This is a genomic window from Verrucomicrobiota bacterium (genome assembly GCA_027622555.1).
GTDB lineage: Bacteria > Verrucomicrobiota > Verrucomicrobiia > Opitutales > UBA2995 > UBA2995.
Genome location: JAQBYJ010000057.1, coordinates 1 through 12,411, shown reverse-complemented (window position 1 = coordinate 12,411; position 12,411 = coordinate 1). Strand labels below are relative to the sequence as shown.

General features: G+C 44.7%; 12 protein-coding genes and 1 tRNA gene. 3 read left to right on the top strand and 10 right to left on the bottom strand.

Features of this window, described 5'->3' with window-relative positions:
- Positions 1–75: 75 nt before the first annotated feature.
- Positions 76–151 (bottom strand) — tRNA-Thr (locus tag O3C43_14955).
- 125 nt (positions 152–276) lie between these two features.
- Between O3C43_14955 and O3C43_14950 the strand changes: the two genes are divergently transcribed.
- Complete coding sequence (locus O3C43_14950; GenBank protein ID MDA1067789.1) at positions 277–684, top strand: phosphoribosyl-AMP cyclohydrolase; 408 nt, start codon at positions 277–279, stop codon at positions 682–684.
- Between the two features lie 29 nt (positions 685–713).
- On the opposite strand, the gene O3C43_14945 is transcribed toward O3C43_14950, so the two are convergent.
- Positions 714–1,340, bottom strand: coding sequence for an LON peptidase substrate-binding domain-containing protein (locus O3C43_14945; protein ID MDA1067788.1), 627 nt, complete (start codon positions 1,338–1,340; stop codon positions 714–716).
- A 9-nt stretch (positions 1,341–1,349) separates the two neighbouring features.
- The gene (locus O3C43_14940; protein ID MDA1067787.1) at positions 1,350–1,646 is read right to left on the bottom strand and encodes a TfoX/Sxy family DNA transformation protein; all 297 of its coding nucleotides are present in this window, start codon (positions 1,644–1,646) and stop codon (positions 1,350–1,352) included.
- A 276-nt stretch (positions 1,647–1,922) separates the two neighbouring features.
- Here O3C43_14940 and O3C43_14935 point away from each other — a divergent pair, with 276 nt between their 5' ends.
- The gene (locus O3C43_14935) at positions 1,923–2,213 is read left to right on the top strand and encodes a co-chaperone GroES (GenBank protein ID MDA1067786.1); all 291 of its coding nucleotides are present in this window, start codon (positions 1,923–1,925) and stop codon (positions 2,211–2,213) included.
- A 29-nt stretch (positions 2,214–2,242) separates the two neighbouring features.
- The gene (gene groL / locus O3C43_14930) at positions 2,243–3,874 is read left to right on the top strand and encodes a chaperonin GroEL (protein MDA1067785.1); all 1,632 of its coding nucleotides are present in this window, start codon (positions 2,243–2,245) and stop codon (positions 3,872–3,874) included.
- A 75-nt stretch (positions 3,875–3,949) separates the two neighbouring features.
- Here the strand turns inward: groL and O3C43_14925 are convergent, their stop codons facing one another.
- From O3C43_14925 to O3C43_14895, 7 genes are all read right to left on the bottom strand, one after another.
- Positions 3,950–4,630: an SDR family NAD(P)-dependent oxidoreductase gene (locus tag O3C43_14925; protein ID MDA1067784.1), complete on the bottom strand. Its 681-nt coding sequence runs from the start codon at positions 4,628–4,630 to the stop codon at positions 3,950–3,952.
- Positions 4,631–4,704: 74 nt separating this feature from the next.
- Positions 4,705–5,553, bottom strand: coding sequence for a hypothetical protein (locus O3C43_14920; GenBank protein MDA1067783.1), 849 nt, complete (start codon positions 5,551–5,553; stop codon positions 4,705–4,707).
- A 28-nt stretch (positions 5,554–5,581) separates the two neighbouring features.
- Positions 5,582–6,481: a 3-methyladenine DNA glycosylase gene (locus O3C43_14915; GenBank protein ID MDA1067782.1), complete on the bottom strand. Its 900-nt coding sequence runs from the start codon at positions 6,479–6,481 to the stop codon at positions 5,582–5,584.
- A gap of 6 nt (positions 6,482–6,487) precedes the next feature.
- On the bottom strand, positions 6,488–6,892 hold the full coding sequence (locus tag O3C43_14910) for a phnA protein (protein MDA1067781.1): 405 nt from the start codon (positions 6,890–6,892) through the stop codon (positions 6,488–6,490).
- A 175-nt stretch (positions 6,893–7,067) separates the two neighbouring features.
- A complete protein-coding gene (gene asnB, locus O3C43_14905; GenBank protein ID MDA1067780.1) occupies positions 7,068–8,912 on the bottom strand; it encodes an asparagine synthase (glutamine-hydrolyzing) in 1,845 nt (614 codons plus the stop codon).
- Between the two features lie 6 nt (positions 8,913–8,918).
- On the bottom strand, positions 8,919–10,148 hold the full coding sequence (locus O3C43_14900) for a glycosyltransferase (protein MDA1067779.1): 1,230 nt from the start codon (positions 10,146–10,148) through the stop codon (positions 8,919–8,921).
- A gap of 73 nt (positions 10,149–10,221) precedes the next feature.
- Positions 10,222–11,364, bottom strand: a complete 1,143-nt coding sequence (locus tag O3C43_14895; GenBank protein MDA1067778.1) for a glycosyltransferase family 4 protein — start codon at positions 11,362–11,364, stop codon at positions 10,222–10,224.
- Between the last annotated feature and the right edge of the window lie 1,047 nt (positions 11,365–12,411).

Here is a 12,411-nt window from a genome sequence, read left to right as displayed (position 1 = left end):
TTAGTATCTAACTGACAGGGTTAGCGTCAATACCTTCAGAGCAAAAGCTTACTTCTTTTATTGGTTCTTCAGAAGTGGAGCCGGGAATCGGAGTCGAACCGACGACCTACGCATTACGAATGCGTTGCTCTACCAACTGAGCTATCCCGGCCAATTTCAGAACGACAGAATTGGGCCTATTTTTTCTCATTTGTAAAGTGTTTTGCTGTCAGACCATCTGATGAACTCAGTTTCAGATTGATTTTGTAGCAGCCTATCAGCATGGTCCAAGCCTCTATGAGTAAGGACCTGGAAGAAGGAGTAGCTCTTGCACTCGATTACACCAAACTTCGCAAAGTTGCCTCCGGTAACACGGATGTCATCCCTGCTGTTGCCCAGGATGTGGAGTCCGGCGAAGTATTGATCATTGGCTATGTCAATGAGTTGGCTTTGAGGACGGCCCAGGAAGAAAGAATGGCCACGTTTTGGAGTACTTCACGTAACGAGCTTTGGATAAAGGGGAAAACCTCAGGGGATTTTTTGGAACTCGTTGAGATCCGTATCAACTGTGAGCAAAACTCTATATTGTATCTGGTGAAATTGAAGGGAGCAGGTTCCTGTCACACCAAGAACTCTGATGGTAAGCCGCGTTTTGGATGTTACTACCGGCGTATTCTTCCGGACGGTACGCTCGAGTTTGTTTAATTGTTTCGAACTCCTGCTTAGCAACAGGTCTAGTTGGATCTAAATTCACCAAAGGCGTCTATAAGAAGATCGAAGCGGTCCTCTACTACCAATGTGTTTAATACCGACTGCTTAAGCTCGGCGTCGCTGATCATTGAGTAGGCAACCATATCGACGAAATTCTCAGGATCCTCAAGGCTCTCCATGAATTTCAAAAGGTCGATAGGGAATTGGTCGTTTGATTGGGCCAGTTGTTTAACCAAAGTTAGTAATTGGCTCTGCTTCTTGAGTAGTTCACTTTTCTCGATTTTTTGGGTCGACTCGAGCGGGGTAATCTCCGCTTCCCTATACGGTTTTTCATCGTATATCTCATCCAGCCGAATTCTGGCCAATCCATGAAGGATGAGCTGTGACGTTCCATCCTGCTGAGTTCTGCACCCACGGATTATTCCCAGGGTAGCAATCTTGTGTGCTGGTTCTCTTTCAACAGCAAATTCGATTTTGGATTTATCCAATCCAGCCACTGCGAACATTCTGTGTCCCTTAAGGCTTGATTGAAGCATTCTCCGATACCTCGGCTCAAAGATAAACAAAGGCATCATCACCTTTGGGAAAAACGCCACTTCCGGGAGGGTCATTACCGGAATGCGAGACGGGAGTTCTATCTCGAGCTTCATGGGATAATTCTATCCATGGAGCTCTAGATTCCAAGCCCAAGGTGTCATTTTTTTCGAATCCAGCTCATGTTTGTTTTCTGCATAATAAACTGCCATGCGGAGATACCAGAGGCGCCTGGGATCTACCTCTGGGTTGGTCTTTTTGATGGTTTCGAAAAGAGACTCAGGGCTGCGGCCTTCCAACTCGAAGATGTCCTTAAGGCCGATGTCCATCAAATCTCGGGCTGAAGCGATATCCATTTTAGGGATCTGCATTAGCCGGGAATTGAGTGCTTCGTAGTCTACTTTTTCCTTTTTCTTCGCCATCGGTCTTGTTTGTGTGAGTTGTTTGCAAAAAATCCAAGTACTTTGTATGCCTCTGTGACAGTTGTTTATAATGATTTACTCGGTGTGTCACAGGTGTGACAGATTGTGCCAAGGTTTTATGCGGATTCATCCTCGCCTCATTGAGCCAAATACAATTAAAGGCTTCGTTATAAGTGGCTTGTGTAAAAAGTTAGTCTCATGGCACCTCCATTGCTAACTTCCCAATCTTATTAAATTCGCACTTTTAAATTAACTAAACCCTATATCAGAACTGTAATGAGTCAGATCAAACCTCTCGGAAATCGAGTACTTCTCCAACGTGTGGAAGAAGATGAACAAGTAAAAGGCGGAATTATTATTCCTGATTCTGCCAAGGAAAAGCCCCAGGAAGCCGTAGTCGTAGCACTCGGAGCTGGGAAAAAAGACGATGATGGCAAAGTCCATGAGTTCTCAGTTGCCGTTGGCGACCGTGTTCTTACCAGCAAGTATGGCGGCACTGACGTCAAGTTGGGAGATGTAGACTACATCCTGGTGGATGAAGACGACATACTCGGAATCGTTGAATAATTAACCTTCACATTTAAAACACTTAGAAAATGGCTAAACAATTATTATTCGGCGAGAATGCTCGCAAAAAGATCCTCAACGGTGTCGAAGCTTTGGCTAGATCCGTAAAGGTAACATTAGGACCGAAGGGTCGTAACGTTGTTATCGACAAGAAATTCGGTTCACCAACTGTCACTAAAGACGGTGTCACAGTTGCCAAGGAAATCGAACTGTCCGATCCCTATGAAAACATGGGAGCCCAAATGGTTCGTGAAGTTGCATCTAAAACTTCCGATCTTGCTGGTGACGGTACCACAACTGCCACTGTTCTTGCTGAGGCGATTTATCGCGAAGGTTTGAAGAATGTAGCTGCTGGATCCAATCCTGTTTACCTGAAGCGTGGTATCGACAAAGCTGTTGAAGCTGCCGTTGCTGAACTTCACAGAGTAAGCAAGTCCGTTGAAGACCGCGAAGAAGTTCGTCAGGTTGCTACGGTATCTGCCAACTGGGATACACAAATCGGTGATATTATCGCTGATGCGATGGATAAAGTCGGTAAAGACGGAACCATTACGGTTGAAGAAGCCAAGTCTATCGAAACTACGCTTGAAGTGGTTGAAGGTATGCAGTTCGACAAGGGTTACTTAAGCCCTTATTTTGCGACTGACACCGAATCCATGGAAGCAGTTCTTGAAGACGCTGTTATTCTTCTTCACGAAAAGAAAATTTCTAACCTGCAGGACCTCCTGCCTCTCCTTCAGAAAGTTGCCCAATCCGGCAAACCTTTCTTTATCATCTCTGAAGATGTTGAAGGTGAAGCATTGGCTGCTCTTGTAGTGAACAAGATTCGCGGAACGCTGAGTGTGTGTGCTGTTAAGGCTCCTGGATTCGGCGAACGTCGTAAGGCGATCCTCGAAGACATCGCCATCCTGACCGGTGGTAAACTCATCACTGAAGATCTTGGTATCAAACTGGAAAACGTTACAGTTGAAGATCTGGGGTCTGCAAAGCGTATCACTGTAAGCAAGGAAAGCACGGTAATGATCGAGGGTGGTGGTTCTACCGCTGAGATCCAAGGCCGTGTGAAGCAAATCCGTCGTCAGATCGAAGAAACAACATCCGACTACGATCGCGAAAAACTGCAAGAGCGTCTGGCCAAATTGGCTGGTGGTGTTGCAGTGATCAATGTAGGTGCTGCTACCGAGACCGAAATGAAAGAGAAGAAAGCTCGGGTAGAAGACGCATTACACGCAACCCGCGCAGCTGTTGAAGAAGGTATCGTTACAGGCGGTGGAGTAGCATTACTTCGCGTTTCCAAGGCGATCGACGCTCTCAACCTGGAAGGTGACGAAAAGGTAGGCGCTGATATTGTGCATCGCGCAGTTCAAGCTCCTTTGAAGCAGCTTTGTGCGAATGCCGGCATCGAAGGTGCTGTGGTAGTCCAGAAGGTTCTGGAAGGTGACGGTTCAATCGGTTACAATGTAACAACTGACACCTACGAAGATTTGATCAAGGCGGGGGTTGTTGACCCGACCAAGGTTACCCGTGCTGCTTTGCAGAATGCGGCTTCTGTTGCTGGTTTGTTACTCACTACAGAGTGCTTGATTACCGACATGCCCGAAGAAAAGGCTGATGCTGGTGGTCACCACGACCACGGTGGTGGCATGGGTGGAATGATGTAATCGAATCACCAAAACACTTATTTCAAAAAGGTCCTTCCTTCGGGAGGGACCTTTTTTTGTACCAAAGATAAGGTTTTATTGAGGGACTGTCAGAGACTGGCCGTTGTCCCCTGGTGATATAGCTAGAATATAGGGAACCGCTTTTTCAGCCCATTCTTTTGCGTCCGGAAAACTATCGGCGCTTGGACCAAAGCAACTCTGGAGCATCTCGGTATTGATTACTCCAGGATTTAAAGGAATGGAGGCCATACCACGAGGAAGCTCCTGAGCCAAAGATTTGCTCAGACCTTCAATCGCCCATTTGGATGCACAGTAAGGTGCTACTTCGGGCGATGTACTTCGGCCCCATCCGGAACTGAGATTAATGACGATCCCTGATTCTTTATCAATCATGGCGGGCAGGAAAGCTCTGATACAATGGAATACTCCCTGAATATTCACATCAAATATCATTCTCACTTCTTCAACATCCAGCTCCCAAAGTGGGGCATTTGAATTTATGATGCCCGCGTTGTTTATTAAGATATCGGGTGCGCCAAATTCCTTCTCAATGCTCTTTGCCCATCGTTCAACCTCCTTGAAATTGCTAACATCCACTTGGTTAAAAATGTGATCGGAAAAACGGCTCTGAAGTTCATTCACGCCTTTCTCAGATCTGCCGCAGCCAAACACTTGATTGCCCCCCTTAATAAATCCCTCCACCAGTGCTCGACCCAATCCTCGCGTGGCTCCTGTAACGACAATCTTTTTACTCATACAGGCAGTTTAAAAAATCCGGACTGTTTGGAAAGAAGGATTTCCACTACTTTGATAGTCGAGCTTTTGGAAGCCTACATCCTTGTTGAGTCTTCCGGGGCTTCAAAATCAACTTCAGCTCTTTTTAACCACTTGTATTCCAGCGCATCTGCGTCGCGGATATGTTCACCCAGCGTATTCCCGTTCATGGTGAAGGACCGATGTTTTGTTGGTAAGGAAACGCCTCCCAGTTTAGTAAATGCTTCAAGGGTAATCAGTTTTTCTGGTCCCGGGCCATTCCGTGCAACGATGGGACTTGTTACAATATAACGGGCGCCCCCAACCATTTTGGTTTCAGGGTTAATAAGAACGATGTAGTAATCGTCCGGTGCATCCCCTGTTCCAGGGTTAAAGGTGACTTTGACCTGTTGATAGGTCGTGCCTTCAAACTCAAAATTGTCAGGCAATTTTTCATAGTTTGCGTTTATGTCCGCAAATACGAAAGGGATCCCGATAAAGTAATAAGGGGTAAGGGCCCAGAAACGTGGATTCAATCGTTGAGCAGGAGCATCGGCAGGGTGAAGCCAAGCTTCTGTTCCAGTCCAGCCGAACCGTATGTCTGAATCGGGCATTTCGTGCACTGCTTTGAAAGAACTTGTATCTACCCTTTGCAGGGTGTTGGTCTTCACATCCGGACCGCGATCATTCATGTGGTAAATCCAACGAAATTCCAAAACTTCGTTCTTTAGCCAATGTTTCAATCCACCATGAGCCTCAATCGCTTCAGCCATTAACTGGCCGCCTTCATTTTGAGAAAGGTGGGCGTCGACCTGGTCGATCCATTTCCCCAACTCGGATTTTAGAGCCTCGCAACTCATGAAACAAAACGTGAAAATTCCGAGGGCACTGGCAGCTAATGTCGTAGGTAATGATGTGTGTTTCATCGTATCAATAAATTGGGGTTGATAGAAGTTATTGACTTAAGTAATCCATAGGAAGCGTGAGCTTACAACATTCTTTCAAAAATTTTGCAGCAAATTGTCGGCCTAATTCTCCGATTTGCTTTTGTAACAGTTGGTATGCTTCGCGCCCCTCAGGTGTTTCGATTTTAATGGGTTCATATCCGAATTCCTTCAAATCGTAAGGGCTTGCTCTCATATCCAGTTCCCTCGCTTCGACCGCCAGGAAAAAGCAGTCAAGTGTCAACTCACTGCTGATCCAGGGATTCAATTTATAGCACCACTTGAAGAGATCCATGTTGAAATGTACACAGCCAAATTGTTCATGCTCGGATCGATTGTCCCGACGGGGTTGAATTTGGTTTAGCGGTTGAGCAGCTTCGGTAAAAAAGCGGAAGGCATCATGGTGGGTGCATCGAATGGTTTGTGTTTCAATTACATGTTCGATCTCTTCCGGGCTTAGGCGGAGAGGAGTAGCTTCATGGCGAATACAGGTTCCCTTATAAACCATGGCCCATTCGTGCAGACCGTAACAATGGAGTTGGCTCCTTCTGGTCTGAGCATTTTCAAGTAACTGGATAATCCACTTCATCCGTGAAACGACGTTTTCTGTCAGTTTGGATGGATCAATGAAAACACCTCGATGGTCCTCGGAGTACACGGCCTCTTTCAATAACTTTCTAGCCTGTTCTCCTTCCAGGACCACTCCAGTGGGAGGATGCCATTCGGTAATGAGTCGACGTTTACACTGGTAGTAGTCGAACAGAAAATCGTGAACCGGATGCATTTCGCCTCTCTTCCGTCTTTCGTGAAATGCATCCACCCAAGGTTGAATTCGCGAACTATGGGCCGCCTCTAAAGCTGTCCATTTCTCAATAGAGAGAATTCCTGGGGCATCAATTATTTTTGGCATCGCGGTTTAGCTGAGAGCTTCTTTTGCGACCCATTCTTCAACTTCCTCTTCCAGGAAGGCATCTTCCAGAATTTCCTGCGCCCAGGATTCATTTTTTGCCAGATGCTTCAGGACTCTTACCGACATCACCTGCGCAGCGGGGATTTCGGACCATATTGTTTCCGACAATATGCGCCAGTGGCCAGGCTGAATGGATTTTGGTTTTTCTAGCTGTGAGCTGCAGACATCGCACAAATGTAGAACCTGATCCAATGCCGGTTCTTTTGGCGCTGGCGGAACTTCAAAGATGGATAGAGGAACACCTGACTCCGTGCACAATTCACACTTTGCCCGGGACCGTCTGGTTAAGTCTTTTCCTAGCAGAGAAAGCTGGTTCTGCCTTTCACGGTGTGTCTCGAGTCCTTTGGCCATTTCGCTAGCAAAGGAAGTTTGGTGAAAAAGGGAATCTCTTTTAGTACCTTAGAGCTGAAAATCTCTTGGCCAAATCGTGCAACGGCCAGCTCCTCGAACAGTTGCAAATGGGCTATTCCGCGAGTCTCAATCAGATTGTCGGTGGTTGTTCCCGAGGAGAAAGTAAGGAGCAGAACTAGCTTAGAAATTTCTTTTCCCAGATAGTTAGACTCAAAAGAGGCCATAACCCCCATGAGTGATCGGCCTTTCTTTCACAATGTTCACTAAAAAGGGCCTTCATCTGAGGTTTACTGATTTCCAATCCGAGAATATTATCTCTGCTTAATACAAGCTCTTCGAACAAGGGCCGAAGACTTGTTCTGAGCCAATCGTCCATAGGCACTCCAAATCCCTTTTTTTTTGTGGATTGAAAATTGGTTCTTCTTTTAAGCAGTTTTCGTAACGGAATTTTCCCGGTCATAGTATCAAGATCCAGGCAAGCCTCCCAACTAAATTTTGAGGCAGCTGTAATAACTTCCCTATCCAAAAACGGTATCCGATTTTCGAGTGAGTGGTGCATCGAAGCCCGATCCATTTTTAAGAGCACCATAGGAAGGTGGCTTTCAAATTCACATTTTTTAATGAAATTGGCGCTCGGTGTTTTTTTCCATCCACCGTATTTGAATGCGCTATAACCAGATGGCCACTTCGGAAAATCTATAAATATGTTATTCAACCAATACTCGGATAAATGACTGTGTACCGAACGAAAGGTATCTCCTAAAGTTCTTTGGGTAGAGGGTGTAAACTTTGTTTGATCCCCCAGGTTTCCTACCAGTCGTTTGTAAAGGTATCTTAAAGCAAATGGGCATCTGTAGTATTCACACAATCTCATGATTTTATTGGCCCGTTCAGGATAGCCCCAGAATAGTTCATCACCACCATCCCCTGACAATACTACCTTGTAGTCATTGCTAACAAAATTGGAAATGGCGAGTGAAGGAAACATGGAAATATCTCCAAAGGGTTCTCCGCAGGAATCAATCACGTCGTCGAGAAGATGGATAGAGTCTTCTGTCGTAATTTTATATATGCTTTGATTGAGTCCCAGACTCTCGGCGTACCGCATGGCATCGGCTGATTCATCTGATTGTGGGGAGTCTGTCCCCATCGTAAAAGTTTGAACGACACCTTTTGTTATATTTCTGATGGTGGAAGCGATCATGGGAGAATCAATTCCTCCAGACAAGAATGCTGCCACGGGAACATCACTAATAAGATGTCTCTTAACTGCACTATTAAGCGCCTCATCTAGTTCGGTTAGTGCTTCCTCAAAATTAGGATTTCCTTCTTCGTTTGGAATTGGAAATGAATACCACTTCTTTGTTTCAATTCGTCCCGTGTGATCAATTTCTACCCAACTCCCAGGTTCAATCATCTGCGAATCGTTCAAAATAGCATAGGGAGCAGGAATATACGCAAGGCTCATATAGAGCCTCAAAGCTTCAGCAGAGACTGTACACGATTTACTCCAAGGGTGTGCCAACACTTGATCATACTGGGACGCAAAGAATATGCCTTTGGTATTTGTAAGGAAATATAGAGGTTTCATCCCCGCATGGTCGCGGGCAAGAAGTAGCTTCTTTTCGAGGCGGTCATAAAATGCCAAAGCAAACATTCCGTTGAATTTGTGGAACGCTTCTTTTCCCCAAGTCACCAAAGATTTTAGTACGACCTCCGTGTCACTGCCTGAAAAAAATACCTCTCCTTTTGCGATGAGTTCCTCTCGGAGTTTCTGGAAATTATAGAGTTCGCCATTGTACACTATGACGTGCCGGCCATCCCTGGTTGTCATGGGTTGATTCCCCTTCTCACTCAAATCCAAAATAGCCAATCTTCTAAAGATAAAAGTAGCAAAACCTGGATCATCCCATCGCCCCTTACCATCAGGACCGCGACGATCCATTAATTGACCCAAATGGTTCCAGTCAGCGTCACTGGGGGCCTGCTTAAAACTAAATTCGCCTGCAATACCACACATTAGGGCTTAATGATGGTTACGATATAGTTTGAGGAGCTCTGCATTCCATTTTTCAATGTTGTACTCTTGCTCGATCTTTTGCCTTCCGCAACGACCCAATTGAAGTTGTTTTTGAGAAGAACCCATAAGTTCCTTTATTTTCTCAGCGAGGGCCAACTCATCCCGTTCATTAATCAGGCAGCCGGAAATATCATTTTCTACTAATTCAGGGATTCCACTGTGGTAAGTGGCAATAACTGGAACTCCCACAGCCATCGCTTCTTTTAGGGAATTGGGAATCCCTTCTTCGTCGCCATTGTCTGCAGTCACGCTAGGGCATAAGAAGATATGGGTTTCGCTTAGCTTCTCAATAATCAAGTCCTGATTCATATCTTCGAGAAGAAGGATGTGTTTTTCTTTACCATGCTTGATGATCAGTTCTCCGATTTCTTCCCGTAATGGTCCGCTTCCAATGATAGTATAGACAATGGGCAAGCCCTCTTCGACGAGTCTTGCGACTGCTCGCACTGCGTATTCCAGCCCTTTTTTCTGAACCAACCTGCAGTAGCTGAGGAGCTGAACTGGGTTATTATTTTGGGGAAGCGCATTTCTAAATTTGAATCGATTTATGTCGATACCGGATCGAAGAACAGTGATTTTTTCTTCATCGCATCCGAGGTCGATCAATCGGGATTTAAAATTATCTGATACAGGTAACACTCTATCGACTGCCTGGAACGTTTCGTTAAATACCTTTCTTCCTCTTTCTTTCAAATACCGGGTGATGTCATACCCACGAAACGACACCAACCATTTTCCGTTAAGTATAGGGAATTTTCGAATTCCAATCATATCTTGTACCAAGTTCCCGAATTGAAAATGAACTACGTCATAAGGTCGCTGCCCAATGAAAGCATCGCAATTATATATGCCGGGTTTTTGACCTCTAATAATCTGTGATAGTGAATACCTGATCAACCACAGAACAGCCATCGGCGTTTTATAACCCCGGGTGATGATAGTAAACAATAGGGCCAGTGCCTTTTGATAAGACTTTGTGTTTTGTCTTGGAAAATAAAAGGTTCGTTCTTCGAGTTTAAACCCGGTTACCGCGTTCTGGGAAAGGTCAGCGCCAGATCCCTTTTTATAGGCGTAAATCTCTACCTGATGACCTGCTTGTATGAGTCCACATATCTGATTGAGAACAAACGTTTCAGATACCTTGGGAAATTGAAAAACGACTACTGCTATACGCATTGTTTGAGGTCGAGTTTCATGAGTACCTTTTCAGTCATCCTGTTACATGGTTTAAACAACTGCAAATCATTTGCTACGCTGTCTTTGAAATTCCCGGAACCTTCTGAGTGGGTTCATTAAAGAAAGTCAATACGTGTTCACGGATCCGATTCATGAAAGATTCCGTTTCAAATGCGGTTGCTTGTTGCATTAGGTATTCCCTTAGAGATTCCTGTTTTTGCCTGTCCTCCAACACAGAGATGATTTTCTCAAAAGCTTCTTCTTCGGTATTGAAAATGAGGGCTTCATTTTTACCTACCACTTCCAATTGTCCGCCAACACCATAGACGAATGGAATACAACCTGCCTTCATGAGTTCTGCTATGGTAATTCCAAACCCTTCGATGCGAAAGTGAATAGCAAAGCGGGAATTGCTTAACAGTTGTATAAATTCCTTCCTGGGACGGCTAACATGTAAACTCACCCATTCCTTATTCTCTTTCTGAAGCGCTCTTAGATGGGATAAATAAGCTTTGTTCACCTCAGTGCCTACGATGTGCAGTTTTACCGGATGCCCTCTACTTCGAACCCTCTTTAGAAGTTCGATGGCCTTATGCGGCTCTTTTTCTGGCGCTAACCTCCCACAGGAAATAAATGAAAACTCTTTTGTTTCCCATTCTACCTTTGGGTATTCTTTGTCAACCGGAGGAAATACAACGGTGGCCGGTTCACCATGAAATCTTTCGTATTTTTTGGCGACAAAATCGGAGCAGGTGAGAGTCAGGTTTTGTTTCATTCTCTCAATAGAATAGCCGGATACTCGTTCGTGGCGTCTCCTACCCAACACATATTTTGGGGCGTGGACATATTGGATTCCCGGTTTTTGAAGATCCATTTCATTGTAAGCGCTTATTCCCAAGTCGAACTTTTTGGAATGCTTTTTATAGTAGCGCATCAACAAATGTTGTAACCATGGGTGAGGTTGCGAAATGTTTTTAAAAAAATAGACTACGCCCGAGGAGAGCCACTTCGGAACCGGGGATACTGTTTTGACGGAATCCTCCCCTAGATTGGTTCCGTAGAGGGCGTTGATCTTATTCCAGTTTACAGGAGTGAACGTAACCAGGCTCAGGTTGTAATCCTTTTTAAGTGCTTCTAGAATCCACAAGCAAACTGTCTCGGCTCCGCCAGACATAAATGCGGAAAATACCACGGCAATGTGAGGTTTATTTTGCATAACTTGGATTAAAAGGAAGAATAGATGTTAACTGCTCCTCTTATGACCGGACCAGCAATAGTGGCCCCAGAATCTAGGATTATTTTTTAGATTACCAGAAGTTTATAAGAACTCCGACAGTAGAGTGGTTTTTATAAGTACTCCGAATTGGTATTGATCGGGGGAGCCAAAAAGGATCAATCGTAAAATATATAAATCAACTTTTACTTCCCAGGTTCAGACGGATTACAATCCTGTAGTGCCTCTTCGGTTAAGATTCCACCTTCATCCCCTCAGGAAAGATAGATGGTCCTGAATATTTAGGAGTATGTTTTGCCTGGAGTTTCAATTTGCAATAGGCATTCAACCTACGACTTGGATTGGGTTTTGTTTTTATCAACAACTGAAGCGAAATCTGCTATAGTCGAGAATTGGAAAAGATCCCGATAGGATAAGTTGATTCCAAATATTTTCTTAGTCAGACTAAGTATCTGCATGATCATGAGCGAATGACCGCCAAGGGCGAAAAAGTCATCATTCAGTCCAATTTTATCAATATTAAGAATCTCCTTCCATATATACTACCAATTCGTTCGGTGAACACTCTCTTTCTGGTTCCTGAGTCGTGGTAACGATTTCAGATTCTGGGAGAGCGCGGATGTCAATTTTCCCATTCACGGTAAGAGGCATTTCTGAAAGCTTGATGAACGCGGATGGAATCAGGTAATTCGGAAGTTTTTCTGAAAGAAAGTCTACAACAAGCGTGCAGGGTCAAGAACGAGCGTGCAGGGTCAATGTTCATATTTGTGCTCTCTCCGAATACTTCTTCTCCCATTTCCACTAATTTTCTAAGATTGTTCTTGGTAGAGTGATGTGATTTATTTGTATTACTTCATCCACTTTTCAACCGAGAGAGATAGTTCAAATTTTTATGAATATGAAATATGAACATCGACCCCATAGGCTCCCCCTCATCAAACGCTTGTGTGAAATCCATCAGATGCCTCAAATGTTCGCACGCCCGCGAACCCCCAATGACAATCCCTTTGTGGAATCATTTTTCAGTAC